Here is a 25,516-nt window from a genome sequence, read left to right as displayed (position 1 = left end):
CGAAAAGCAATGCCTGATTAAAAGGCGGCGATTATAGCCGCAATACAAGAAAGCCTCATCCTTTCGATTGCGCTATCAAATGTCATGCAACCCTGTCGTTGCCCTTAACAACCTGCTTCTCGGCCTTGGGGGCATGCGGTCTGCGGTGCTATAGTTCGCCGCTATTCGGCCTGCCAAGGGTGCGTGTGTCTTTAGCATGAAGGCCAGCGTCCATAAGTGCGAGGCTGCACTAGCAAGGAGTCTAGATGAGTGTGGATAGCGCCTACGCGGTCGAGTTGAAGGGAGTCACCTTCAAGCGCGGTTCGCGCAGCATTTTCAGCAATGTCGACATCCGTATCCCGCGCGGCAAGGTCACCGGGATCATGGGGCCGTCGGGTTGCGGCAAGACCACGCTGCTACGCCTGATGGGCGCGCAGCTACGGCCGTCGAGCGGTGAAGTGTGGGTGGCGGGTCAGAACCTGCCGAGCCTTTCGCGTAGCGACCTGTTCGACTCACGCAAGCAGATGGGCGTGCTGTTCCAGAGCGGCGCGCTGTTTACCGATCTCGACGTGTTCGAGAATGTCGCCTTTCCGTTGCGCGTGCATACCCAGCTTTCCGACGAAATGATCCGCGATATCGTGCTGATGAAACTGCAGGCCGTGGGCCTGCGCGGTGCCATCGACCTGATGCCGGACGAACTGTCCGGCGGCATGAAACGCCGGGTGGCGCTGGCCAGGGCAATTGCCCTGGATCCGCAGATCCTGATGTACGATGAACCGTTCGTCGGCCAGGACCCGATTGCCATGGGTGTACTGGTGCGGCTGATCCGCCTGCTCAATGATGCCCTGGGCATCACCAGCATCGTGGTTTCCCACGACCTGGCCGAAACCGCCAGTATCGCCGACTACCTCTATGTGGTCGGTGATGGCCAGGTGCTGGGCCAAGGGACGCCCGACGAGCTGATGGGCTCGGACAATCCGCGCATTCGCCAGTTCATGAAAGGTGACCCGGACGGTCCGGTACCATTCCATTTTCCCGCGCCAGACTACCGCGCCGACCTCCTGGGGGCGCGGTGATGCGCAGAAAATCCTTGCTCGAACGTATCCGCCTGCTCGGGCGCTCGGCGATCGACGTGCTGGCGGTGCTCGGGCGCTCGTGCCTGTTCCTTTTCCATGCACTGGTCGGCCGTGGCGGCATCGGCGGCGGTTTCCAGTTGCTGACCAAACAGCTGTATTCGGTGGGTGTGCTATCGCTGGCGATCGTCGTCGTTTCCGGCGTGTTCATCGGCATGGTGCTGGCCCTGCAGGGCTACAGCATCCTGACCAAGTACGGTTCCGAACAGGCGGTCGGGCAGATGGTCGCCCTGACCCTGCTGCGTGAGCTCGGCCCGGTGGTCACCGCGCTGCTGTTCGCCGGCCGCGCAGGTTCCGCGCTGACCGCCGAAATCGGCAACATGAAGTCCACCGAGCAGCTGTCGAGCCTGGAAATGATCGGCGTCGACCCGCTCAAGTACATCGTCGCGCCACGCCTGTGGGCCGGTTTCATCTCGCTGCCGCTGCTGGCGCTGATCTTCAGCGTGGTCGGCATCTGGGGCGGTTCGTGGGTCGCGGTCGACTGGCTGGGTGTCTACGAAGGCTCGTTCTGGGCCAACATGCAGAACAGTGTTTCCTTTACCGACGACGTGCTCAACGGGCTGATCAAGAGCCTGGTATTCGCCTTCGTCACGACCTGGATCGCCGTATTCCAGGGGTACGACTGCGAACCCACTTCAGAGGGGATCAGCCGTGCCACCACCAAGACCGTGGTCTATGCCTCGTTGGCAGTACTGGGTCTGGACTTTATTCTGACCGCCTTGATGTTTGGAGATTTCTGATGCAAAACCGCACCCTGGAAATCGGTGTCGGCCTGTTCCTCCTGGCCGGGATCCTGGCGCTGCTGCTGCTGGCCCTGCGTGTCAGCGGGCTGTCGGCCAGCCCGAGCAGCGACACGTATAAAGTTTATGCGTACTTCGACAATATCGCCGGTTTGACGGTCAGAGCTAAAGTGACCATGGCTGGAGTAACGATCGGCAAGGTCACCGCCATCGATCTGGACCGTGATTCCTACACCGGTCGGGTGACCCTGCAGCTGGACAAGTCGGTCGACAACCTGCCGACCGATTCCACTGCTTCGATCCTGACCGCCGGCTTGCTTGGCGAGAAGTACATCGGTATCAGCGTGGGCGGCGAAGAAGACGTGCTCAAGGATGGCGCCACCATCCACGACACGCAGTCGGCGCTGGTTCTGGAAGATCTGATTGGCAAGTTCCTGCTCAACTCCGTTGGCAAGGAACCCAAAGAAGCGCAACCGGCTAATTAAGGAGTTTCCATGATTTCGATCCTGCGACGTGGCCTGCTGGTGCTGCTGGCGGCCTTCCCCCTGATGGCCCTGGCCGCACAGTCGCCGCATGACGTGGTTCAGAGCACCACCACCGAGCTGCTGGGTCAGCTCAAGGCCAACAAGGAGCAGTACAAGTCCAACCCGCAAGCCTTCTACGACACCCTTGACCGGATCCTCGCGCCGGTGGTCGATGCCGACGGCATCTCCAGAAGCATCATGACCGTCAAGTACTCGCGCAAGGCGAGCCCTGCGCAGATGCAGCGCTTCCAGGAAAACTTCAAGCGCAGCCTGTTCCAGTTCTACGGTAACGCCCTGCTGGAATACAACAACCAGGGCATCGTCGTGGACCCGGCCAAGGCCGATGACGGCAAGCGCGCCTCCGTAGGCATGAAGGTCACCGGCAACAACGGTGCCGTGTACCCGGTGCAGTACACCCTGGAAAACCTCGGTGGCGAGTGGAAGGTGCGCAACGTCATCGTCAACGGCATCAATATCGGCAAGCTGTTCCGCGACCAGTTCGCCGACGCCATGCAGCGCAACGGCAACGACCTGGACAAGACCATCGACGGCTGGGCCGGCGAAGTGGCCAAGGCCAAGGAAAAGGCCGACGACTCGCCAGAGAAGACCGTCAAATGAGCGAGGCCGCTGTAACCATGGCCGAGCCGGGCGTGCTGCGCCTGGCCGGCGAACTGGACTACCGCAGCGGGCCGGCCCTGCGCAAGCAGGGCAAGGCGCTGATCGGCGCTTGCCGTGAAGCACGTCTGGTGCTGGACTGCTCGGCCGTGGCGCGTTCCACCAGTGTCGGCCTGTCGTTGCTGCTGGCGTTCATCCGTGACGCACAGGCAGCCGGGAAGGCCTTCGAGGTGCGCGGCATGCCCGAAGACATGCAGGAAATTGCCGGGGTTTATGACCTCGATGAGGTGCTGGCAAGCTGATGGCTTGGCAGTGATGACAGGCCCCTCGGTCGCGCGCCCCTTCGTTGGGCTTCGCAGGCGAGGGGCTTTTTTGTATGATGGCCGACCCGTGCGCATCGGGCGCCGATTGAGGTTGAGCATGCAGGCCGTAGAAGTTAAGAGCTTCCTTGAAGAGAAATTGCCGGGATCCCGGGTCGAAGTTGAAGGCGAAGGCTGCAACTTCCAGTTGAACGTGATCAGCGACGAGTTGGCTGGCCTGAGCCCGGTCAAACGTCAGCAGGCGATCTATGCTCACCTGAATCCGTGGATTGCCAATGGCAGCATCCATGCGGTAACCATGAAATTTTTCAGCAGCGCAGCCTGGGCTGAGCGCACCTGAGCCAACTTGGCGGCGAGACACCAATGGACAAACTGATTATTACTGGCGGCGCTCGTCTTGACGGCGAGATCCGCATTTCCGGCGCGAAGAACGCGGCACTGCCGATTCTGGCTGCGACCCTGCTGGCCGATGGCCCGGTCACCGTCGGCAACCTGCCGCACCTGCACGACATCACCACCATGATCGAGCTGTTCGGGCGCATGGGCATCGAGCCTGTGATCGACGAAAAGCTGGCCGTGGAGATCGACCCGCGCACCATCAAGACCCTGGTAGCCCCTTACGAGCTGGTCAAGACCATGCGCGCCTCGATCCTGGTGCTCGGCCCCATGGTCGCGCGCTTCGGTGAAGCCGAAGTGGCCCTGCCAGGTGGCTGCGCCATCGGTTCGCGCCCGGTCGACCTGCACATCCGCGGCCTCGAGGCCATGGGTGCGAAGATCGAGGTCGAAGGCGGCTACATCAAGGCCAAGGCGCCTGAAGGCGGCCTGCGCGGTGCGCATTTCTTCTTCGACACCGTCAGCGTGACCGGTACCGAGAACATCATGATGGCGGCGGCCCTCGCCAAGGGCCGTAGCGTGCTGCAGAACGCCGCACGCGAGCCTGAAGTGGTCGACCTGGCCAACTTCATCAACGCCATGGGCGGCAAGGTCCAGGGCGCCGGTACCGACACCATCACCATCGATGGCGTCGAACGCCTGGGCTCGGCCAACTACCGCGTGATGCCCGACCGTATCGAGACGGGCACCTACCTGGTCGCCGCTGCCGTGACTGGCGGCCGCGTCAAGGTCAAGGACACCGACCCGACCATCCTCGAGGCGGTACTGGAAAAGCTCAAGGAAGCGGGCGCCGACCTCACCACCGGCGAGGACTGGATCGAACTGGACATGCACGGCAAGCGGCCGAAAGCCGTCAACCTGCGCACCGCCCCGTACCCGGCGTTCCCGACCGACATGCAGGCGCAGTTCATTTCGCTGAACGCCATCGCCGAAGGGACTGGCGCAGTCATCGAGACGATCTTCGAAAACCGCTTCATGCACGTGTACGAAATGCACCGCATGGGCGCGCAGATCCAGGTCGAAGGCAACACGGCGATCGTCACCGGCGTACCGGCCCTGAAGGGCGCCCCGGTCATGGCCACCGACCTGCGTGCATCCGCCAGCCTGGTGCTGTCGGCGCTGGTCGCTGAAGGCGATACCCTGATCGACCGCATCTACCACATCGACCGTGGTTACGAGTGCATCGAGGAAAAACTGCAGATGCTCGGCGCGAAAATCCGCCGCGTACCGGGCTAGTTGTGGGAGCGAGCGTGCTCGCGAAGAAGCCGCCGCAATGCATGGCACCGGCTCCGCCGGTGTTCGCGGCGGTTCGACGCTTCGACGAGCCCGCTCCTGCAGAATCGCCTTACGAATTGAATGCGGTCGGGCGAAAGCCCGGCCGGCAGTAGCCGCTTAAGGACCGACGTTCCAATGTTGACCATCGCGCTTTCCAAAGGCCGTATTCTCGACGATACCCTGCCATTGCTGGCCGAGGCCGGTATCGTGCCGACCGAGAACCCGGACAAGAGCCGCAAGCTGATCATCCCCACCACGCAGGACGACGTGCGCCTGCTGATCGTGCGTGCCACCGACGTGCCGACCTATGTCGAGCACGGTGCTGCCGACCTCGGCGTGGCTGGCAAGGACGTGCTGATGGAGTACGGCGGCCAGGGCCTGTACGAGCCACTGGACCTGCAGATTGCCAAGTGCAAGCTGATGACTGCGGGTGTCACCGGTGCGCCGGAGCCCAAGGGCCGCCTGCGTGTCGCCACCAAGTTCGTCAATGTGGCCAAGCGTTACTACGCCGAGCAAGGTCGCCAGGTCGATATCATCAAGTTGTACGGCTCGATGGAACTGGCACCGCTGATCAACCTCGCCGACAAGATCATCGACGTGGTCGACACCGGCAACACCCTGCGTGCCAACGGCCTGGAACCTCAGGACATGATCGCCACGATCAGCTCGCGCCTGGTGGTCAACAAAGCCTCCATGAAGATGCAGCACGCCCGCATCCAGAGCCTGATCGACACGCTGCGCAAAGCGGTCGAATCGCGACACCGCGGTTAAGTCCTGCGCGCGACCTCCGCTGTCGCGCCCGTCTATCCGCGTCATAGCCACTTTTCTCGGGTGCCCGCGCGGATGGACTGGTAGCCTAGGGCGCCTGAGCATTCGCTAATAATCGAGGCCCTCGCCATGACCGTGTCCACTGCAATTGCCCGTCTCAACGCTGCTGACCCGGATTTCGCCCGACATCTGGATCATCTGCTGAGCTGGGAAAGTGTGTCCGATGACGCGGTCAACCAGCGCGTGCTCGACATCATCAAGGCCGTGCGCGAACGCGGTGACGCCGCGCTGGTGGAGTTCACCCAGCGGTTCGACGGTGTTGACGCCAAGTCCATCGATGACCTGATCCTTCGCCGCGAGCGCCTGGAACTGGCCCTGACCCGTATCACCGACACCCAGCGTGAAGCCCTGGAGAAAGCCGCCAACCGTGTGCGCCTGTACCACGAGCGGCAGAAGCAGGACTCCTGGCAGTACACCGAGGCCGACGGCACCGTGCTCGGCCAGAAGGTTACCCCGCTGGACCGTGCCGGCCTGTACGTGCCGGGTGGCAAGGCGTCGTACCCGTCGTCGGTGCTGATGAACGCCATCCCGGCCAAGGTCGCCGGCGTCACCGAGGTGGTGATGGTGGTGCCGACCCCGCGTGGCGAGGTCAACGAACTGGTACTGGCTGCCGCCTGCATCGCCGGTGTCGACCGGGTGTTCACCGTCGGTGGCGCCCAGGCCGTCGCTGCCTTGGCCTATGGCACCGAAAGCGTGCCGCAGGTCGACAAGATCGTCGGCCCGGGCAATATCTACGTGGCCACCGCCAAGCGCCATGTGTTCGGCCAGGTCGGCATCGACATGATCGCTGGCCCTTCGGAAATTCTCGTGGTGTGCGATGGCCAGACCGACCCGGACTGGATCGCCATGGACCTGTTCTCCCAGGCCGAGCACGATGAAGACGCCCAGGCCATCCTGGTCAGCCCGGATGCCGCGTTCCTCGACCGCGTGGCCGCGAGCATCGACAAGTTGCTGCCAACCATGGAGCGTGCCGAGATCATCGAGAAGTCGATCAACGGCCGTGGTGCGCTGATCCAGGTGCGCGACATGCAGCAGGCCATCGAGGTGGCCAACCGCATCGCGCCTGAGCACCTGGAGCTGTCGGTTGCCGACCCGCAAGCCTGGCTGCCGCAGATCCGCCACGCCGGCGCGATCTTCATGGGCCGCCACACCAGCGAAGCGCTGGGCGACTACTGCGCCGGCCCCAACCATGTGTTGCCGACCTCCGGTACCGCGCGTTTCTCGTCGCCGCTGGGGGTGTATGACTTCCAGAAGCGCTCGTCGATCATCTTCTGCTCCGAGCAGGGCGCATCCGAGCTCGGCCACACCGCCTCGGTCCTGGCCCGCGGCGAGTCGCTGACCGCCCACGCCCGCAGTGCCGAATACCGTATCCTCACCCAAGACAAGGGGAACTGAGCATGAGTCGATTCTGGAGCCCCTTCGTCAAGGAGCTGGTGCCCTACGTGCCGGGCGAGCAGCCCAAGCTGGCCCGCCTGGTGAAGCTGAACACCAACGAGAACCCCTATGGCCCATCGCCCAAGGCGCTGGAAGCCATGCGCGCCGAGCTGAACGACAACCTGCGCCTGTACCCGGACCCGAACAGCGACCGGCTCAAGCAGGCGGTGGCCGAGTATTACGGCGTCACAGCGGCCCAGGTATTCGTCGGCAACGGCTCGGACGAGGTGCTCGCGCACATTTTCCACGGCTTGTTCCAGCACGATCGTGGCCCGCTGCTGTTCCCGGACGTGAGCTACAGCTTCTATCCGGTCTACTGCGGTCTGTACGGTATTCCATTCGAGCAAGTGGCGCTGGATGAGCAATTCCAGATCCGCATCGCCGATTACGCCAAGGCCAATGCCGGCATTATTTTCCCCAACCCCAACGCGCCCACCGGCTGTCTGCTGCCGCTGCAAGCGATTGAGCAGTTGCTGCAGGCCAACCGTGACTCGGTCGTGGTGGTGGACGAGGCCTACATCGACTTCGGTGGGGAGACGGCCATCAGCCTGGTGGATCGCTACGACAACCTGCTGGTGACCCAGACCCTGTCGAAATCGCGTTCGCTGGCCGGGTTGCGGGTCGGCCTGGCCGTCGGCCATCCGGACCTGATCGAAGCGCTGGAGCGGATCAAGAACAGTTTCAACTCCTACCCGCTGGACCGCATGGCCATCGTCGGTGCGGCGGTGGCGTTCGAAGATCAGGCGTATTTCGAGGAAACGTGCCGCAAGGTGATCGACAGCCGTGAAACGCTGGTCGAGCAACTGGTTGCCAAGGGCTTCGAAGTGCTGCCGTCGGCGGCCAACTTCATCTTCGCCCGCCACCCGCAGCAGGATGCCGCGCAACTGGCGGCGCGCCTGCGCGAGCAAGGGGTGATCGTGCGTCACTTCAAGCAGGAACGTATTGCCCAGTTCCTGCGGATCACCGTTGGTACGCCGGAGATGAACCAGGCGTTGATCGATGCGCTGAACTGACGCGGTGCGCCACAGGGGCGATCTCGCTCCTGTGGCGCACACATCAGTAGCTGGCTTTCTCAAGGGCGAATGGCGCGCTGACCGGCCGGGTGCGCAGCGCTATCGGCGTGTCATCCAGCACGAGCACATAGTCCCTGGCCTCGCGCATGCCCTGCGGATCAGTCCATTGCTGCAGGTAGGCCGGCACGCTCGCGGCGACCTGGCCATTTCTGTGAATGATCACTGCCCTTTGTGAGTCGCTGTTCCACAGCAACCTGGCGTCGCCTTCGATGGCCCGTGCCTTGCGTACGCCCGTGGCGCCCAACAGTGGCGTGCCATCGAGCCCCCACTCTGGCAGCAGGTCGAGCCCCATGTGCCTGAGTACGGTCGGGGCCACCGACGTCTGCGCCGCGAAGCCATACAAGTTGTTGGGCCCGGGGTTGTCCTCTGGAACGCTCGGTTGGGTCAGCTCTTCGTTCAAAGGCTTGTTGCTGGCGATGAAGACCGTCTTTTCCTGCTCGGTCACACCCCCGTGGCCCGAGCCCCAGTAATCACGACCGTGATCGGTACAGACGAGCACCAGCCAGTCCTCCTGCGGGTTCTTCTGCGCACGCGCCGCGACCTTGTCGAGCAGGCGCCCAAGCTTCTCGTCAGCTTCGCGCAGGGCGACCTGGTAAGCCGGGCCGAAGCCGCTGGCGTGGCCGACTTCATCGGGTTCGTCGAGCTGGATGAAGGTGAAGTCGGCAGCTGTGTTTTCCAGGATCTCCAGGGTGCGGGCGGTTACCTGCTCATCGCTCAGGCCGCTTTCGCGCACATTGTTGCCTTGCGCGTCCTCCAGCAGGTAGGCCGTGTTGATCGGCGACCAGTTCACGATACTGGAGAGGTAGGCATTGGGCAGGGCGTCGCGCAGCCGTTTGAACAGGCTGGGGAACCTGGGGTCGATCCGTAAGGATTCTGTATTGGCAATGACTCCATGCTTGTTGGCCCATACGCCGGTGAGCAAGGTTATCCAGCCCGGGCCGCTGATGGTCGCCTGTTCGCTGGCGCGGCCACTGATGCCTCCGGCGTATGCTTTGCCGTAGAACAGGCGCTTGTGCAGGTTGGTGTCGCTGCCCAGCTGTTCGTAGTGCTGCAACTGCACGCCGTCCATGCCGATGATGAGCGTCTTGGGTTGTATGGGGGGCTGTCTATGGTCGCAGCCTTTGAAAAGCACGCCGAGCAGCACGCCGGCAGAAACCAGGGCAATCAACCGCAATGTCTTGGAAAGGGCCATGAATGATGCCTTGCTGGGTGACATGCCAAGCCTTGCAACAAGTCCCTCGGCTGGCAACTGACAGAAATGCCAGTTGAATTGATGTCTGCAAGGCGTTCCATTAAGCTTGGCAAATTCGTCGGATGATTGGTTGAATGCAATGAATAGTGAATTGACCAAGCGTTCGCTGGTCGAGCTTGCGGTCGAACGCATGCGCGAGCGCATCCTCCAAGGCGACTGGCAAGTCGGCCAGCGTCTGCCGACCGAGCCGGTGCTGGCACTGGAGCTGGGCATCAGCCGCAACACCGTGCGTGAGGCCATGCGTGTACTGGCGTTCAGTGGGCTGGTGGAAATCCGCCAAGGTGACGGCAGTTACCTACGTACCTGCCTGGACCCGCTGCAAGCCGTGCAGGCCATGTCGCGCTGCACCCTGGAGCAGGCTCGGGAAACACGGCACATCCTCGAAACCGAAGCAATCGGGCTTGCGGCGTTGCGCCGTACCGACGAAGACCTGCACGGCTTGCGCGTGGCATTGACGGGCAGTGCCGAGCACTTTCACGGTGATGTAGATGCCTATGTCTGCTGCGACCTGGTGTTTCACCAGCGGCTGATCGACGCCGCGCACAACCCGGCACTGAGCGAGCTGTACCGCTACTTCTCCGGCGTGGTGGCTGCCGCGCTGCAACACAACATGGCCAGCGTGCCGCGTAGCCAGGCGACCTTCGACCTGCACGGGCAGATCCTCGATGCCATCGAACAACGCGATCCGGAGCGGGCCAAGGCCCTGAGCCGGACCCTCATCGAATCCTGAAGACGAGAAGGCCATGGCTGAACCAATGACCCGAGACGCACCCGCCCGCGAGCCAGAACTGGAAGAACTGCTGATCGACGCCGAGGTCGACGATGAACAGGTACAACAACAACCGCCGGCCCTGCAGCGCCCTTGGCTACTGCTGTTGTGCCTGGTGCTGGTGGCATTGAACCTTCGCCCGGCGTTGTCGAGCATGGCGCCTGTGCTGGGCCAGGTGGCTGCGGGGCTTGGCCTGAATGCCTCCGAGGCCGGCCTGCTGACCACCTTGCCGGTGCTCTGCCTGGGCGTGTTCGCACCGCTGGCGCCGCTGCTGGCGCGCCGCTTCGGCAGCGAGCGGGTAATCCTGGGCATCCTGCTCACCCTGGCGCTGGGTATCGTGGTGCGCAGCACGCTGGGGGCTGCTGGCGTTTTCATTGGCAGCGTGATGGCCGGCGCCAGCATCGGCATCATCGGCGTGCTGTTGCCGGGTATCGTCAAACGCGATTTCCCGCAGCATGCGGGCACCCTGACCGGCGTCTACACCATGGCCCTGTGCCTGGGAGCGGCCATGGCGGCCGGAGCCACAGTGCCGCTGACCCGGCATTTCGATGACAACTGGGCCCTTGGCCTGGGCTTCTGGATGATCCCGGCGCTACTGGCCATGCTCATCTGGTTGCCGCAAGCGCGTCAGGGCCATAGCCTGCACAAGGCTGCCTATCGGGTGCGCGGGCTGTGGCGAGACCCGCTGGCATGGCAGGTCACGCTGTACATGGGGCTGCAGTCGTCGCTGGCCTACATCGTCTTCGGCTGGTTGCCGTCGATCCTGATTGGCCGTGGCCTGAGCCCGACCGAAGCCGGCCTGGTGCTGTCCGGCTCGGTGATCGTGCAGTTGGTCAGCTCGCTGAGCGCACCGTGGCTGGCGACCCGCGGCAAGGACCAGCGGCTGGCCATCGTGATTGTGATGCTGGTGACCTTGGCGGGATTGTTCGGTTGCCTGTATGCACCCATTGACGGGCTGTGGGGCTGGGCGGTGCTTTTGGGCCTGGGGCAGGGCGGTACTTTCGCCTTGGCCCTTACGCTGATCGTGCTGCGCTCGAAGGATGCCCATGTGGCGGCGAACCTGTCGAGCATGGCGCAGGGTGTGGGTTATACCCTGGCGTCCATGGGCCCGTTTGCGGTCGGGCTGGTGCATGACCTGACTGGGGGCTGGGCGGCAGTGGGCTGGATCTTTGCCGTGCTGGGCGTCGGGGCGATCGTGTTCGGGCTTGGGGCCGGGCGGGCTTTGCATGTGCAGGTGACCAGCGAAAAGCTCTGAAGTCTGTGCTGGCCTCTTCGCGGGCAAGCCCGCTCCCACAGGATCTCAACAGGTTCAGGCCTGGTGCGGTCCCAGTGGGAGCGGGCTTGCCCGCGAAGAGGCCGGTACTGGCGAAAGAGTTGTTGGCAGATTATCGTGCAGCTTCCCACTCCCAGGACGGATCTGCTGCCATGACCGACGCCAACCATGCCCTGATCACCCGCTTCTACCAGGCCTTCCAGCGCCTGGACGCCGAGGCCATGGTGGCCTGCTACAGTGACGACATCGTCTTCAGCGACCCGGTGTTCGGCACCCTGCGCGGCCGTGACGCGGGTGACATGTGGCGCATGCTGACCACCCGCGCCAAGGACTTTTCGCTGACCTTCGACCAGGTCCGTGCCGATCCGCGCAGCGGTTGCGCGCACTGGGTGGCGAGCTACCTGTTCAGCCAGACCGGGCGCACCGTGGTCAACGATATCCAGGCGCGCTTCGTCATACGCGACGGCCTGATCTGCCAGCATGACGACAGCTTCGACCTTTGGCGCTGGTCGCGTCAGGCGCTGGGAGCGCCAGGGCTGTTGCTGGGGTGGTCGCCAATGTTGCAGAACAAGGTGCGCCAGCAGGCTTTCAAAGGGCTGCGGGCGTTCCAGCAGGCGAGCGGTTAAGCTGTCGGCCATGAACATCGTTACCGAAACTGCCGAAACCTCGCTGTGCAAACCGTGGTACGTGTACCTGGTCCGGGCTGCCAATGGCTCGCTGTACTGCGGTATCAGCGATGACCCGCAACGGCGTTTCGCTGCCCATCAGAAAGGCCAGGGTGCGCGCTATTTCAAGACCAGCCCGGCGCAGGCGCTGGTCTATGTCGAACAGTGGCCGGACAAGGGCGAGGCGTTGCGCCAGGAGCGCCTGGTGAAGAAGTTGCGCAAGTCGGCCAAGGAGGCGCTGGTCGCCTCCTATGTGGCCGTCTGATCAGTCCTTGCGACGTTTGAGCTGATCCACCAGCGTGGTTGGCAAACCTTTGATGATCAGGGTGCCGGCGGCCTCGTCGTACTCCACCTTGTCACCCAGCAGGTGCGCTTCGAAGCTGATGGACAAACCTTCGGCGCGCCCGGTGAAGCGGCGGAACTGATTGAGCGTGCGTTTGTCCGCCGGGATTTCCGGCGACAGGCCGTAGTCCTTGTTGCGAATGTGATCGTAGAACGCCTTTGGGCGGTCCTCGTCGATCAGGCTGGACAGCTCTTCAAGGGTCACCGGTTCACCCAGCTTGGTCTGGGTGGTGGCGTATTCGACCAGCGTCTGGGTCTTCTCGCGGGCGGACTCTTCCGGCAGGTCCTCGCTTTCGACGAAGTCGCTGAAGGCCTTGAGCAGGGTGCGCGTCTCGCCCGGGCCGTCGACGCCTTCCTGGCAGCCGATGAAGTCGCGGAAGTAGTCCGAGACCTTCTTGCCGTTCTTGCCCTTGATGAACGAGATGTACTGCCTGGAGTTCTGGTTGTTCTTCCACTCCGACAGGTTGATGCGGGCCGCTAGATGCAGCTGGCCGAGGTCAAGGTGGCGCGACGGTGTCACGTCCAGCTCGGCATTCACGGCCACGCCTTCGCTGTGGTGCAGCAGGGCGATGGCCAGGTAATCGGTCATGCCTTGCTGGTAGTGGGCGAACAGGATGTGGCCACCGGTGGAGAGGTTGGACTCTTCCATCAGCTTTTGCAGGTGCTCGACGGCCACCCGGCTGAACGCGGCGAAGTCTTTCTCGTCTTCCAGGTACTGCTTCAGCCAGCCACTGAGCGGGTAGGCACCAGACTCGCCGTGGAAGAAGCCCCAGGCTTTGCCTTGCTTGGCGTTGTAGCTGTCGTTGAGGTCGGCCAGCAGGTTTTCGATGGCGTCCGATGCGCCCAGCTCGGTATCCCGAGCATGGAGCACGGCGGGGCTGCCATCGGGCTTCTTGTCGATCAGGTGAACGATGCAATGACGGATTGGCATGGAATTCTCGGTGAGTCCGGGGCGGCGGCAAGCCGCGCTGCAAAAGTCGTCCAGTTTACCCCAGACAACAGGCGCCGCAGTGGCCGGATGTTGGCAGAAATGCCGGTTGTTCGTTTTTTGTTCAAAATTGTGGGATTTCGGCTAAAACCCCCGAAAAACCTGCACTAAATCGAAGCGGGTAGCGGATATTTATCCATTCCTGTGGTAGCTTTGCGCGGTCTTGCGCACCTTGTGTGGCGCATTGCTGGCAGTGTGCTCATGCCGTGTCGAACCAAACGCCGATTTGCGCATCTACATTCGCGATTGGCGCGGCCCTCCAGCATTCAGGGGCTGGCCCGATAACGTCGTAGCACGCTGCATAACCACTGAATTAGATAGGGAAGGAACACCACCATGGCATTGACCAAAGACCAACTGATTGCCGACATCGCCGAAGCCATCGACGCGCCAAAAACCACCGCTCGCAACGCACTGGAGCAACTGGGCCAGATCGTTGCCGACCAGCTGGAAAACGGCGCTGAAATCACCCTGCCAGGCATCGGCAAGCTGAAAGTCTCCGAGCGTCCTGCCCGTACCGGCCGCAACCCTTCGACTGGCGCTGCCATCGAAATCGCCGCCAAGAAAGTCGTCAAGTTCGTACCGGCCAAAGCGCTGAACGATTCCATCAACAAGTAATTGTTGATGCGTTGACCAGAACCGCGCCCGGCTTGCCCGGGCGCGGTTTTTTCATGCCTGCGATTTACGCAGGGCGTGCCATTGCTGGCGGCCAGCGTCGTCAGCGAAGCTCCACGCGACCATGCGGCTCTGCTTCTGCCCCTGGCCCATCTCGACGATGCGCACGGCCTTGGCGCCGGCCTGTTTCAGCGCGGCCTCGATGCCAGGCAGGTTGCTGGCTTTGGACACCAGGCTGGTGAACCACAGCACCTGTTGTGCGTATTGCGCGCTTTCGCCGACCAGCTGCGTGACAAAGCGGATCTCGCCGCCCTCGCACCACAGCTCGTTGTTCTGCCCGCCGAAGTTGAGCACTGGCAGCTTGCGCTTGGGGTCTTGCTTGCCGAGGTTCTTCCACTTGCGCTGGCTGCCGCGGGTGGCTTCCTCGCGCGAAGCATGGAAGGGCGGGTTGCACAGGGTCAGGTCGAAGCGCTCATCCGCTTGCAGCAAGCCGCTGAGGATGTGCTTGCGGTCGGCTTGCTGGCGCAGGCTGATGCCCTTGCTCAAACCGTTGGCCTGGACGATGGCCTTGGCCGACGCCAGCGCAACCGGATCGATGTCCGAGCCCAGGAAGCGCCAACGGTAATCGCTATGGCCGAGCAATGGATAGATGCAGTTGGCACCTACGCCGATATCCAGCACGCGAACCCGTGCGCCTCTGGGTACCTCGCCGGCATTGTCCTCGGCCAGCAGGTCGGCGGCCACGTGGAGGTAGTCGGCACGGCCGGGGATCGGCGGGCACAAGTAATCGGCCGGGATGTCCCAGTGCTGGATGCCGTACTGCGCCTTGAGCAGGGCGCGGTTGAACACCCGCACGGCTTCGGGGTTGGCGAAGTCGATGCTGGGTTTGCCGTGGGGGTTGGTGATGGTGAAGCGGGCCAGGTCAGGGTGGGCCTTGATCAGGCTGGGGAAGTCGTAGCGGCCCTGGTGGCGGTTGCGCGGGTGCAGGGTGGGTTTGGTGGTCATGGTGAGATCCGGTGTCGCAGGCCGAGGGGCTGCTTCGCAGCCCTTTCGCGACACAAGGCCGCTCCTACAGGATAGCGGCGCCTATCGAACCGGCACCGTCCCTGTAGGAGCGGCCTTGTGTCGCGAAAGGGCCGCACAGCGGCCCCATCGGTCTCAATGATTACAGCGCTGCAATCCGCGCGTGCTGCTCGGTGAAGTTGGCCAGTGCCTGCTCGGACTCGGCCAGCTTGGCGCGCTCCTTCTCGATCACCGCAGGCGGTGCCTTGTCGACGAAGGCCGCGTTGGACAGCTTGCCGCCCACGCGCTGGACTTCACCCTGCAGACGCTGGATTTCCTTGTTCAGGCGAGCCAGCTCGGCGTCCTTGTCGATCAGGCCGGCCATTGGTACCAGTACCTGCAGGTCGCCAACCAGTGCGGTGGCTGACAGCGGTGCTTCTTCTGCATCGCCGAGCACCGTGAACGATTCGACCTTGGCCAGTTTCTTCAGCAGGGCTTCGTTTTCCTGCAGGCGACGCTGGTCGTCGGCGTTGGCGTTCTTCAGGAACAGTGGCAGCGGCTTGCCCGGGCCGATGTTCATCTCGGCGCGGATGTTGCGCAGGCCGACCATCAGCTCCTTGAGCCACTCGATATCACCTTCGGCGGCGGCATCGATGCGGCTTTCATTGGCCACCGGCCATGGCTGCAGCATGATGGTCTTGCCTTCGATGCCGGCCAGCGGCGCGATGCGCTGCCAGATTTCTTCGGTGATGAACGGCATGAACGGGTGCGCCAGGCGCAGCGCCACTTCCAGCACGCGTACCAGGGTGCGACGGGTGCCACGGGCGCGCTCGACCGGCGCGTTCTCGTCCCACAGCACTGGCTTGGACAGCTCCAGGTACCAGTCGCAGTACTGGTTCCAGATGAACTCGTAGAGCGCCTGGCTGGCCAGGTCGAAGCGGAACTGCTCGAGCTGGCGGGTCACTTCGGCTTCGGTGCGCTGCAGCTGCGAGATGATCCAGCGGTCAGCCAGCGACAGCTCGTAGGCTTCGCCGTTCTGGCCGCAGTCCTCGCCCTTGTCCAGCACGTAGCGGGCGGCGTTCCAGATCTTGTTGCAGAAATTGCGGTAGCCTTCGACGCGGCCCATGTCGAACTTGATGTCGCGGCCGGTGGAGGCCAGCGAGCAGAAGGTGAAGCGCAGGGCGTCGGTGCCGTAGCTGGCAATACCTTCCGGGAACTCGGCCTTGGTCTGCTTGGCGATCTTCTCGGCAAGTTTGGGTTGCATCATGCCGCTGGTGCGTTTTTCCAGCAGGGCGTCGAGGGTGATGCCGTCGACGATGTCCAGCGGGTCAAGCACGTTGCCCTTGGACTTGGACATCTTCTGGCCCTGGCCATCGCGCACCAGGCCGTGCACGTATACGGTCTTGAACGGTACCTGCGGGGTGCCGTCTTCGTTCTTGATCAGGTGCATGGTCAGCATGATCATGCGCGCAACCCAGAAGAAGATGATGTCGAAGCCGGTCACCAGCACGTCGGTGCTGTGGAACTTCTTGAGGAACTCGGTCTGTTCCGGCCAGCCCAGGGTGGAGAAGGTCCACAGGCCCGAGCTGAACCAGGTGTCGAGCACGTCGTCGTCCTGGCGCAGCTTCACATCGCTGCCCAGGCCGTGCTTGGCGCGCACTTCCTCTTCATTGCGGCCGACATAGACCTGGCCTGCCTCGTCGTACCAGGCCGGGATGCGGTGGCCCCACCACAGCTGGCGGCTGATGCACCAGTCCTGAATGTCACGCATCCAGGAGAAGTACATGTTCTCGTATTGCTTGGGCACGAACTGGATGCGGCCGTCTTCCACGGCTTCGATGGCAGGCTCTGCCAGCGGCTTGGTGGAGACGTACCACTGGTCGGTCAGCCACGGCTCGATGACGGTGCCCGAACGGTCGCCTTTCGGCACTTTCAGGGCGTGGTCGTCGATGCTGACCAGCAGGCCCTGGGCGTCCAGGTCGGCGACGATCTGTTTGCGTGCGACGAAGCGGTCGAGGCCGGCGTACTGGGCGGGCAGGCTGGTGTCGACCTGCTCGTTGAGGCTGCCGTCGAGGTTGAAGGCCTGGGCGGCGGACAGCACCAGGGCGTTCTTGTCGAAAATGTTCAGCAGCGGCAGGTTGTGGCGCTTGCCGACTTCGTAATCGTTGAAGTCGTGGGCCGGGGTGATCTTCACGCAGCCGGTGCCGAATTCCGGGTCGCAGTAATCGTCGGCGATGATCGGGATGCGGCGGCCAACCAGCGGCAGCTCGACGAACTTGCCGATCAGTGCCTGGTAGCGCTCGTCGGTCGGGTTGACGGCGACGGCTGCATCGCCCAGCAGGGTTTCCGGACGGGTGGTGGCGACCACCAGGTAGTCCTTGCCCTCGGCGGTCGTGGCGCCGTCAGCCAGCGGATAGCGCAGGTTCCACAGGTGGCCCTTCTCGTCGTGGTTTTCCACTTCAAGGTCGGAGATGGCCGTGTGCAGCTTGGTGTCCCAGTTGACCAGGCGCTTGCCGCGGTAGATCAGGCCGTCTTCGTGCAGGCGCACGAAGGCTTCCTTGACTGCCTCGGACAGGCCGTCGTCCATGGTGAAGCGCTCGCGGCTCCAGTCTACCGAGGAGCCCAGGCGACGGATCTGGCGGCTGATGTTGCCACCTGACTGATCCTTCCATTCCCAGACCTTGTCCAGGAACTTCTCGCGGCCCAGGTCGTGGCGGTTCTGGCCCTTGGCCTCGAGCTGGCGCTCGACCAGCATCTGCGTGGCGATACCGGCGTGGTCGGTACCAGGCTGCCACAGGGTGTCACGGCCTTGCATGCGGCGGAAACGGATCAGGGCGTCCATGATCGCGTTGTTGAAGCCGTGGCCCATGTGCAGGCTGCCCGTCACGTTCGGTGGCGGGATCATGATGGTGTAGGACTCACCTGCACCTTGTGGAGCGAAATAGTTTTCGGACTCCCAGGTGTTGTACCAGGAAGTTTCGATGGCGTGCGGCTGGTAGGTCTTATCCATGCGCGGCGGGACCCTGTGCATTTATTCGGGAAAGCCGAAAAGTATAACGAAGGCACAGGGTTTAGGCGACAGGAGCGGACAGAAGACCGTGATTTCCTGCAGGAGCGGCCTCGTGTCGCGAAAGGGGCGCAGAGCGCCCCCCGGGAATCACTCGGAACGCTTGATGAGACGCTCGATCCGCGCATCCAGCCGGCGCTTGATCTCGTTCTCGATATGCGGGGTAAAGTCGTTGATCACGTCCTGCATGATCATCTGCGCAGCGGCGCGCAACTCGCTCTCCAGGTGCAGCAAGGTGTCCTGGCGGCGGGTTTGCGGATCATCCTCGGGCTCAACTGCTGCGGGCTCGGCTACAGGCGCCGGCGCCGCGTTACCGGCAGGCACATCGAGCAACAGCGGAATCTGTTCGACGGTTTCGGTCAGCAGCGGCGGCTGCAGGTCGGCATCGCCGAGCAGCTGGCGAATCGACTCCAGATCGTCCAGCAGATGGGCGGAATCGGGTAGGGCGGAAGGCTTGTCCATCGTCGTTTAAAGTCGCTGTAAGCGGTGGTCTTGCAGAGCATAGCCCTGTTCACGGTAGAAACGGAACCGCTCGCGGGCCGATTGGCGAATGCCGGGCTCTTCGACAACGATCTCGGCAACCCGCTCGAACTGGCCGACGAACCCCGGCACACCGGCGCCCAGGTTGATCAGCAGGTCACGGTGTTCGCCGGCATCGTCGGCAAGGCCCAGCGCTATCCTGGCATCCGCATACACTTCAGCCAGGTCGTGGGGCACGAACGCTTCGCCCTTGAACCGCCACAGGCGTTGATCCAGCGCGTCGCGTTGCTCGGCGTCCTGGCAATGCAGGTAGACCCGGTGGCCGAGGCGCCAGGCCTTCTCGCACAGCTTGCAGGCGAAATCCAGCCGCGCCGACAGCGAGTCGGTGGGCAGAATATAGAAGTCGACTTTGCTCATGGTGTGTTCTGCCAGCCGGCGACGCCCTGGGCGCCACCGGCTTTACGGCATCAGGCGCCAGCGCGGTCCAGCAGGTACTGGGTCAGCAGCGGGACCGGGCGGCCGGTAGCGCCCTTGTCCTTGCCGCCGCTGATCCAGGCCGTGCCAGCGATGTCCATGTGCGCCCAGTTGTAAGCCTTGGCGAAGCGCGAGAGGAAGCAGCCCGCGGTGATGGTGCCGGCTTTCGGCCCACCGATGTTGCCCATGTCGGCGAACGGGCTGTCCAGTTGCTCCTGGTATTCATCGAACAGCGGCAGTTGCCAGGCACGGTCGTCGGCACGCTTGCCGGCGTCGAGCAGTTGGCCGACCAGCTCGTCGTTGTTGCCCATCAGGCCCGACGTGTGGCTGCCCAGGGCGACGATGCAGGCACCGGTCAGGGTGGCGATGTCGATCACCGCCTGCGGCTTGAAGCGTTCGGCGTAAGTCAGGGTGTCGCACAGCACCAGGCGGCCTTCGGCGTCGGTGTTGAGGATTTCGACGGTCTGGCCACTCATGGTGGTGACGATGTCGCCTGGGCGGGTCGCGCCGCCGCTCGGCATGTTCTCGGCACAGGCCAGCAGGCACACCAGGTTGATCGGCAGCTGCAGCTCGAGGACCGCACGCAGGGTGCCGAACACGCTGGCGGCGCCGCACATGTCGTATTTCATTTCATCCATGCCGGCGCCTGGCTTGAGGCTGATACCGCCGGTATCGAAGGTGATGCCCTTGCCCACCAGCACGAACGGCTTGTCGGCCTTCTTGCCGCCCTGGTAGTTGAGCACGATCAGGCGTGGCGGCTGCTCGCTGCCCTGGCCCACGGCATAGAATGCGCCCATGCCCAGGTCCTTGATCTTCTTCTCGTCCAGCACTTCGACCTTCAGGCCCTTGTGGGCCTTGCCCAGGTCCTTGGCCTGCTCGGCCAGGTAGCTCGGGTGGCACAAGTTGGGCGGCAGGTTGCCCAGGTCGCGGGTGAAGGCCATGCCGGTAGCGATGGCGCTGGCGTGCTTGACGGCGCGCTCGACCTCGGCCGCACCGGCCTTGTCGGCGAGCAGGGTGACCTTCTTGAGGGCGCGTGGCTCGGCCTTCTGGCTCTTGAAACGGTCGAACACGTATTCGCCGTCGAGCAGGGTTTCGGCCAGCAGGCGGTATTTGCCGTAATGAGCGTCGCGATTGCTGACTGCGATGTCGTCCAGCGCCAGCACGGCGTCTGCGCCGTTCAGGCCCTTGAGCACCCCGGCCACGCCGGCGACCAGTTTGCGCCATGCACGGTCACCGAGGGTTTCGTCCTTGCCGCTGCCAACCAGCAGCACGCGTTCGGCCTTCAGGCCCGGCAGGCTCTGCAGCAACAGGGTCTGGCCAGGCTTGCCGGCCAGGTCGCCGCGCTTGAGCACTGCGCTGATGGCGCCTTCGCAGGCCTGGTCGACGGCCTTGGCAACGGCACCGAGCTTGCGCCCTTCACCGACCGCCACCACCAGAGTGGCGGTTTTTACGGATGCAGCAGCTACGCTTTTTACAACCAGTTCCATGTCAGGGTCCCCGAATGATCTATGCAGTTGGCGCTATGGCTTTTCGCGCTCTGGACGGGCATGGCCGCGTTGTGCCGCGAGCCAGTGGAAAAGCTGCCAGTTTGAGCCTCTGGCAAGTGTGCTGACAACCCCGATGTTGGCCTTCATGCGCGGCCAAGTGACAGGCGCTGCCAATCACAGGATAATGCGCGCACTTCATATGGAGGTTCGCCCCTGGCGAACCGGCTTTGGTCCTGGCTGTCACAGACCAATGTTTGGCAGTCCGCCCCTGACAACCCAGGAGTGTCTGGTTTGATCGTCTTTCGTTATCTGTCCCGCGAGGTCCTTGTGACCTTGAGCGCCGTCAGCGCCGTGCTGCTGGTGATCATCATGAGCGGGCGCTTCATCAAGTACCTGGCCCAGGCGGCCCAGGGCATCCTCGACCCGGGCGTGCTGTTCCTGATCATGGGTTATCGCATGCCAGGTTTCCTGCAGCTGATTCTGCCGCTGGGCCTGTTTCTCGGCATTCTGCTGGCATACGGCCGGCTGTACCTGGAAAGCGAGATGACCGTACTGTCGGCAACCGGCATGAGCCAGCAGCGCCTGCTGGGCCTGACCATGGCGCCGGCGGCGCTGGTCGCCGTGCTGGTCGCCTGGCTGAGCCTGAGCCTGGCGCCACTGGGCGTTGCCCAGGTGCAGAAGATCATCGCCCAGCAGGATACGTTGACCGAGTTCGATACCCTGGTGCCGGGCCGCTTCCAGACCCTGCGCGACGGTAGCCGGGTCACCTATACCGAAAAACTGTCGGACGACCGCGTCAAGCTGGACGGGGTGTTCATTTCCGAGAAGCGCTTCAATCAGGACAAGACCAAGGACCGTGCACCTTCGGTACTGGTCGCCGAAAAAGGCCATCAGGAAGTACAGGCCGATGGCAATCGCTACCTGGTGCTGGAGAATGGCTACCGCTATGACGGCAACCCGGGGCAGGCTGATTACCGCGCCATCAAGTACGACACCTATGGCGTGTTGCTGCCAAAGCCTGAAGTCGCCGAGGAAGTGACCGATCGCGAAGCGATCCCGACCCTCGAGCTGTTCGGCAAGACCGACCTGCGCGAACGTGCCGAGCTGCAATGGCGCCTGTCACTGCCGATCCTGGTGTTCATCGTGACCCTGATGGCGGTGCCGCTGGCCAGGGTCAACCCACGCCAGGGCCGCTTCCTCAAGCTGCTGCCGGCGATTCTTCTGTACATGGCTTACCTGACGATGCTGATTTCCGTACGTGGCGCCCTGGAGAAAGGCAAATTGCCGATCGGCCTGGGTATCTGGTGGGTGCACGGCCTGTTCCTGCTCATCGGCCTGGGCCTGATGTACTGGGAACCGCTGCGCCTTAAAATGGCTGCCCGTCGTGCGGAGGTGGCCCGTGGGTAAGCTCGATCGCTATATCGGCCAGAGTGTGTTGCTGGCCATTCTGGCCGTGCTGGGCATCATCCTCGGCCTGGCTTCCCTGTTCGCCTTCATCGATGAAATGGGCGACCTGAGTGATAGTTACACGTTGCTGGATGCGGGCAACTTCGTGCTGTTGACTGCACCGCGGCGCCTGTACGACATGTTGCCGATGGCAGCGTTGATCGGCTGCCTGATCGGCCTCGGCAGCTTGGCCAGCAGCAGCGAACTGACCATCATGCGCGCTGCCGGCGTCTCCATTGGCCGCATCGTCTGGGCGGTGATGAAGCCGATGCTGGTGCTGATGCTCGCCGGCTTGCTGATTGGTGAATACGTCGCCCCGGTCACCGAAAACAAGGCCCAGGCCGACCGTTCGCTGGCTCAGGGGGGAGGTGAAGCGCAAACGTCCAAGCATGGCATGTGGCACCGCCAGGGCGAAGAGTTCGTGCACATCAACGCCGTGCAACCCAATGGCCTGCTGCTGGGCGTTACTCGCTACCGTTTCGACGAAGAGCGCAAGATCCAGACCTCGAGCTTTGCCCGCCGTGCCCAGTACAGCGAAGACCACTGGACGCTCAGCGATGTCAGCACCACCTACTTCCGCGGTGATCACACTGAAGTGATCAAGACACCGACCGAGAGCTGGGACGTTTCGCTGACACCTCAACTACTCAATACCGTGATCATGGCCCCCGAGTCACTGTCGATCACCGGGCTGTGGGATTACATCCACTACCTGTCGGACCAGGGCCTGAACAACGCCCGCTACTGGCTGGCGTTCTGGACCAAGGTACTCCAGCCGATGGTGACTGCGGCGCTGGTGTTGATGGCGATCTCCTTCATCTTCGGCCCGCTGCGTTCGGTCACCCTCGGCCAGCGCGTCTTTACCGGTGTGCTGGTGGGCTTCGTGTTCCGCATCGGCCAGGACCTGCTGGGCCCGTCGAGCCAGGTGTTCGGTTTCCCTCCGCTGCTGGCGGTGGTGATTCCGGCGGGTATCTGTGCCGTGGCCGGCCTGTGGTTGCTGCGCAGGGCTGGCTGACCGCCTGAACCCGCTGAAAAAGCCGACCTTGGGGTCGGCTTTTTCATGCCTGTTTTTTCTGCTTGGGTACTCGTACCAGCTGGGTTTCCGAATAGATGTCATGCCAGCCGCGCTGGCGTTTGTCGATCAGCGACCAGAAGAACCCGAGCCCCAGGCACAGCCAGGAGGCAATCGACACCACGAAGCGCAGCAGGGCCTGCCACAGGCTGATCGCGCTGCCATCGGCATTCTGCACGCGTACACCCCACACCTGCATGCCCAGGGTCTGGCCGCCATGGGTCCAGAATTTGGCAAAGAAGCCGAACAGGGCGAACAGCAGGATGGACGACAGCAGCGGGTCGCCATCCAGCGCGCCGGCCTCGGTCAGTTCACGCATGCGGGCTTCGCCGATGATCGCCATCTGGACCATCTTGTAGGCCCCGGCAGTGACGATCAGCAGCGCCGTGCACAGCAGGAAGTCGTAGAACATTGCTGCCAGGCGTCGGCCCAGGCCGACCGGCGGGAAATCACCCTGGGGGGAGAGCAGAGGCTTGGACATGCAGAACAGCTCCAGATGGCGAAGCCGCTATTCTACGGGCAAAAAAAAACCCCTGCACATGGCAGGGGCTTTTTGGAGTCTGGCTTGTGCTTACACAGGCTGGACTTTGTCAGCCTGCATGCCTTTCTGGCCTTGAACGGCTTCGAAGGTGACCTTCTGGCCTTCTTTCAGGCTCTTGAAGCCGTTGCCTTCGATGGCGCGGAAGTGCACGAACAGATCCGGACCGCTTTCTGGGGTGATGAAACCGTAACCTTTTTCGTCATTGAACCACTTGACGGTACCGTTCTGACGCTCAGCCATTGTCTTATTTCCTATGAAGCTTAAATTTTGATGACAGTTTCTTTCACGTTATATAGAAGTGAAAGAGTACTGGGCTGGGTTGCAGGAAAGTAAGAGACGTCGAACGGGTTGTAGCGAATCTCGGCTACTGGCCCAGGTCACGAACTGTTGCGACCCATGCAAACACAGTGCAGTGACTCTACGCCAACTCCCGAGAAAAAAACAAGCCCTTGGTCGTATAGAAAATCGGCCTTATTACCGATAACCGACAGCCATGTCGGAAACGGCATGGTGCCTGGCCTGGCGCTATGTTCAAAAGTTATTGGGCAGGTTCGAAAACGAATATTTCAAACCTGCCCAGACACCTCACGCGCTACCTTCAGCCACGGTAGTAACGCTGTGCAACAAAAGGCATTTTGCTGACTCTCAAGGCAACCTTCTTGCCGCGCACCAATGCAAATAGTGGCGTATCGAGTACAGCATGTTCACTATCGATATAACCCATTGCAACAGGTGCGGCCAGTGTCGGGCCAAAACCGCCACTGCACACTTTGCCTACCGGTTTATCGTTTGCATCGACAATATCTGTGCCCTCACGTACCGGCGTACGTTCCTGCGGCAGCAGGCCCACACGTTTGCGCGCGACGCCTTCGCGCTGGTGGGTGGATATGGCCTCGGCACCCGGGAAGCCGCCGGCACGAGCACCGTCGGCACGGCGTACCTTGGAAATGGCCCACAACAGACTGGCTTCGACTGGCGTGGTTTCACTGTTCATATCGTGGCCATACAGGCATAGGCCGGCTTCCAGGCGCAGCGAGTCGCGTGCGCCCAGGCCGATGGGCTGCACTTCAGGCTCTGCCAGCAGGCGGCGAGCCAAGGCTTCGGCAGCGGCCACCGGTACCGAAATTTCGTAGCCGTCTTCGCCGGTATAACCCGAGCGGCTGACGAAGCAGTCTTCACCCAGCAGCTTCACCGGGCGGAACTGCATGAAGGTCATGCCCGCCACTTCCGGCGCCAGGCGCTCCAGCACCTTTACTGCAGCCGGGCCTTGCAGGGCGAGCAGGGCACGCTCACCGAACAATGGCTGCACTTCACAACGGCTGCCGATGTGTTGCTGCAGGTGGGCCAGGTCCTGGTCCTTGCAGGCCGCGTTGACCACCAGAAACAGGGTATCGTCGCCGAGGTTGGCGACCATCAGGTCATCGAGGATGCCGCCTTGCTCGTTGGTGAACATGGCATAGCGTTGCATACCCACCGGCAGGTCGATGATGTCTACCGGTACCAGCGACTCCAGGGCCTTGGCCGCATCGGTGCCACGCAGGATGATCTGGCCCATGTGCGAGACGTCGAACAGGCCGGCCTGTTCGCGGGTGTGCAGGTGTTCCTTCAGCACGCCCAGCGGGTATTGCACCGGCATGTCGAAGCCGGCGAACGGCACCATGCGCGCCCCCAGCTCCAGGTGCAGGGCGTGCAGCGGGGTCTTTTGCAGTGTTTCGGACATCGATGACTC

General features: G+C 62.8%; 27 protein-coding genes. 17 read left to right on the top strand and 10 right to left on the bottom strand.

All coding sequences use genetic code 11. The features are described 5' to 3' along the window. Positions 1–245: 245 nt before the first annotated feature. From ACIPW4_RS06870 to hisC, 10 genes are all read left to right on the top strand, one after another. A complete protein-coding gene (locus ACIPW4_RS06870) occupies positions 246–1,055 on the top strand; it encodes an ATP-binding cassette domain-containing protein (RefSeq protein WP_400656052.1) in 810 nt (269 codons plus the stop codon). Continuing rightward, positions 1,055–1,852, top strand: coding sequence for a lipid asymmetry maintenance ABC transporter permease subunit MlaE (gene mlaE / locus ACIPW4_RS06865; RefSeq protein WP_317661316.1), 798 nt, complete (start codon positions 1,055–1,057; stop codon positions 1,850–1,852). The genes ACIPW4_RS06870 and mlaE overlap by 1 nt, the downstream gene beginning before the upstream one ends. Further along, positions 1,852–2,337 carry an outer membrane lipid asymmetry maintenance protein MlaD gene (gene mlaD / locus ACIPW4_RS06860; RefSeq protein WP_201176384.1) on the top strand — a complete coding sequence of 162 codons (486 nt, stop codon included), beginning with the start codon at positions 1,852–1,854 and terminating at the stop codon, positions 2,335–2,337. Before mlaE ends, mlaD begins: the two co-directional genes overlap by 1 nt. A 9-nt stretch (positions 2,338–2,346) precedes the next feature. After that, the gene (locus tag ACIPW4_RS06855) at positions 2,347–2,994 is read left to right on the top strand and encodes a phospholipid-binding protein MlaC (RefSeq protein WP_400656049.1); all 648 of its coding nucleotides are present in this window, start codon (positions 2,347–2,349) and stop codon (positions 2,992–2,994) included. Next, positions 2,991–3,293, top strand: coding sequence for a lipid asymmetry maintenance protein MlaB (locus ACIPW4_RS06850; protein WP_400656047.1), 303 nt, complete (start codon positions 2,991–2,993; stop codon positions 3,291–3,293). Before ACIPW4_RS06855 ends, ACIPW4_RS06850 begins: the two co-directional genes overlap by 4 nt. Before the next feature lie 118 nt (positions 3,294–3,411). Further along, on the top strand, positions 3,412–3,651 hold the full coding sequence (locus tag ACIPW4_RS06845) for a BolA family protein (RefSeq protein WP_003255121.1): 240 nt from the start codon (positions 3,412–3,414) through the stop codon (positions 3,649–3,651). 23 nt (positions 3,652–3,674) lie between these two features. Continuing rightward, positions 3,675–4,940, top strand: a complete 1,266-nt coding sequence (murA, locus tag ACIPW4_RS06840; RefSeq protein WP_400656045.1) for a UDP-N-acetylglucosamine 1-carboxyvinyltransferase — start codon at positions 3,675–3,677, stop codon at positions 4,938–4,940. Positions 4,941–5,114: 174 nt separating this feature from the next. Beyond that, entirely contained in the window at positions 5,115–5,750 is a 636-nt protein-coding gene (hisG, locus tag ACIPW4_RS06835; RefSeq protein WP_400656043.1) for an ATP phosphoribosyltransferase, read from the top strand. A 126-nt stretch (positions 5,751–5,876) separates the two neighbouring features. Then, entirely contained in the window at positions 5,877–7,202 is a 1,326-nt protein-coding gene (hisD, locus tag ACIPW4_RS06830) for a histidinol dehydrogenase (RefSeq protein WP_400656041.1), read from the top strand. Between the two features lie 2 nt (positions 7,203–7,204). Next, on the top strand, positions 7,205–8,254 hold the full coding sequence (gene hisC, locus ACIPW4_RS06825; protein ID WP_400656038.1) for a histidinol-phosphate transaminase: 1,050 nt from the start codon (positions 7,205–7,207) through the stop codon (positions 8,252–8,254). A 43-nt stretch (positions 8,255–8,297) separates the two neighbouring features. Here hisC and ACIPW4_RS06820 read toward each other — a convergent pair whose 3' ends face one another. Beyond that, positions 8,298–9,488, bottom strand: coding sequence for an alkaline phosphatase family protein (locus ACIPW4_RS06820; RefSeq protein ID WP_400656449.1), 1,191 nt, complete (start codon positions 9,486–9,488; stop codon positions 8,298–8,300). A 157-nt stretch (positions 9,489–9,645) separates the two neighbouring features. Here ACIPW4_RS06820 and ACIPW4_RS06815 point away from each other — a divergent pair, with 157 nt between their 5' ends. From ACIPW4_RS06815 to ACIPW4_RS06800, 4 genes are all read left to right on the top strand, one after another. Beyond that, the gene (locus ACIPW4_RS06815; RefSeq protein WP_400656036.1) at positions 9,646–10,296 is read left to right on the top strand and encodes a FadR/GntR family transcriptional regulator; all 651 of its coding nucleotides are present in this window, start codon (positions 9,646–9,648) and stop codon (positions 10,294–10,296) included. A gap of 13 nt (positions 10,297–10,309) precedes the next feature. Further along, positions 10,310–11,590 (top strand): CynX/NimT family MFS transporter, encoded by a 1,281-nt coding sequence (locus ACIPW4_RS06810; RefSeq protein ID WP_400656034.1) that lies wholly within the window; start codon positions 10,310–10,312, stop codon positions 11,588–11,590. Positions 11,591–11,760: 170 nt separating this feature from the next. Further along, a complete protein-coding gene (locus tag ACIPW4_RS06805) occupies positions 11,761–12,234 on the top strand; it encodes a nuclear transport factor 2 family protein (protein WP_400656032.1) in 474 nt (157 codons plus the stop codon). 10 nt (positions 12,235–12,244) lie between these two features. Next, the gene (locus ACIPW4_RS06800; RefSeq protein ID WP_400656030.1) at positions 12,245–12,538 is read left to right on the top strand and encodes a GIY-YIG nuclease family protein; all 294 of its coding nucleotides are present in this window, start codon (positions 12,245–12,247) and stop codon (positions 12,536–12,538) included. Here the strand turns inward: ACIPW4_RS06800 and yejK are convergent, their stop codons facing one another. Beyond that, a complete protein-coding gene (yejK, locus tag ACIPW4_RS06795; RefSeq protein WP_400656028.1) occupies positions 12,539–13,546 on the bottom strand; it encodes a nucleoid-associated protein YejK in 1,008 nt (335 codons plus the stop codon). A 393-nt stretch (positions 13,547–13,939) separates the two neighbouring features. On the opposite strand from yejK, the gene ACIPW4_RS06790 reads away from it, so the two are divergent. Next, the gene (locus tag ACIPW4_RS06790) at positions 13,940–14,221 is read left to right on the top strand and encodes an HU family DNA-binding protein (RefSeq protein WP_103445548.1); all 282 of its coding nucleotides are present in this window, start codon (positions 13,940–13,942) and stop codon (positions 14,219–14,221) included. A gap of 51 nt (positions 14,222–14,272) precedes the next feature. On the opposite strand, the gene rlmF is transcribed toward ACIPW4_RS06790, so the two are convergent. The 5 genes from rlmF to ACIPW4_RS06765 form a co-directional block, all read right to left on the bottom strand. Beyond that, complete coding sequence (gene rlmF, locus ACIPW4_RS06785; RefSeq protein WP_400656026.1) at positions 14,273–15,223, bottom strand: 23S rRNA (adenine(1618)-N(6))-methyltransferase RlmF; 951 nt, start codon at positions 15,221–15,223, stop codon at positions 14,273–14,275. A 160-nt stretch (positions 15,224–15,383) separates the two neighbouring features. Then, the gene (locus tag ACIPW4_RS06780) at positions 15,384–18,230 is read right to left on the bottom strand and encodes a valine--tRNA ligase (protein WP_400656021.1); all 2,847 of its coding nucleotides are present in this window, start codon (positions 18,228–18,230) and stop codon (positions 15,384–15,386) included. Between the two features lie 147 nt (positions 18,231–18,377). Beyond that, a complete protein-coding gene (locus tag ACIPW4_RS06775) occupies positions 18,378–18,749 on the bottom strand; it encodes a DNA polymerase III subunit chi (protein ID WP_400656012.1) in 372 nt (123 codons plus the stop codon). Between the two features lie 6 nt (positions 18,750–18,755). Continuing rightward, positions 18,756–19,184 (bottom strand): DNA polymerase III subunit chi, encoded by a 429-nt coding sequence (locus tag ACIPW4_RS06770; protein WP_400656011.1) that lies wholly within the window; start codon positions 19,182–19,184, stop codon positions 18,756–18,758. A 50-nt stretch (positions 19,185–19,234) separates the two neighbouring features. After that, a complete protein-coding gene (locus tag ACIPW4_RS06765) occupies positions 19,235–20,728 on the bottom strand; it encodes a leucyl aminopeptidase (protein WP_400656009.1) in 1,494 nt (497 codons plus the stop codon). A 291-nt stretch (positions 20,729–21,019) separates the two neighbouring features. Here ACIPW4_RS06765 and lptF point away from each other — a divergent pair, with 291 nt between their 5' ends. Both lptF and lptG read left to right on the top strand, forming a co-directional pair. After that, positions 21,020–22,135, top strand: a complete 1,116-nt coding sequence (gene lptF, locus ACIPW4_RS06760) for an LPS export ABC transporter permease LptF (RefSeq protein WP_400656007.1) — start codon at positions 21,020–21,022, stop codon at positions 22,133–22,135. Next, positions 22,128–23,189, top strand: a complete 1,062-nt coding sequence (gene lptG / locus ACIPW4_RS06755; RefSeq protein ID WP_400656005.1) for an LPS export ABC transporter permease LptG — start codon at positions 22,128–22,130, stop codon at positions 23,187–23,189. The genes lptF and lptG overlap by 8 nt, the downstream gene beginning before the upstream one ends. A gap of 43 nt (positions 23,190–23,232) precedes the next feature. Here the strand turns inward: lptG and ACIPW4_RS06750 are convergent, their stop codons facing one another. From ACIPW4_RS06750 to gcvT, 3 genes are all read right to left on the bottom strand, one after another. After that, positions 23,233–23,727, bottom strand: a complete 495-nt coding sequence (locus tag ACIPW4_RS06750; protein ID WP_400656003.1) for an RDD family protein — start codon at positions 23,725–23,727, stop codon at positions 23,233–23,235. A gap of 90 nt (positions 23,728–23,817) precedes the next feature. Further along, positions 23,818–24,027, bottom strand: a complete 210-nt coding sequence (locus tag ACIPW4_RS06745; RefSeq protein WP_016392187.1) for a cold-shock protein — start codon at positions 24,025–24,027, stop codon at positions 23,818–23,820. A 358-nt stretch (positions 24,028–24,385) separates the two neighbouring features. Beyond that, positions 24,386–25,507: a glycine cleavage system aminomethyltransferase GcvT gene (gene gcvT / locus ACIPW4_RS06740; protein ID WP_400656000.1), complete on the bottom strand. Its 1,122-nt coding sequence runs from the start codon at positions 25,505–25,507 to the stop codon at positions 24,386–24,388. Positions 25,508–25,516 lie beyond the last annotated feature (9 nt).

The sequence above is a fragment of the Pseudomonas sp. NPDC089996 genome (genome assembly GCF_044748405.1).
Classification (GTDB): domain Bacteria; phylum Pseudomonadota; class Gammaproteobacteria; order Pseudomonadales; family Pseudomonadaceae; genus Aquipseudomonas.
Note: the sequence above shows the minus strand (reverse complement) of the source record. Positions and strands in the feature narration are given on the sequence as shown.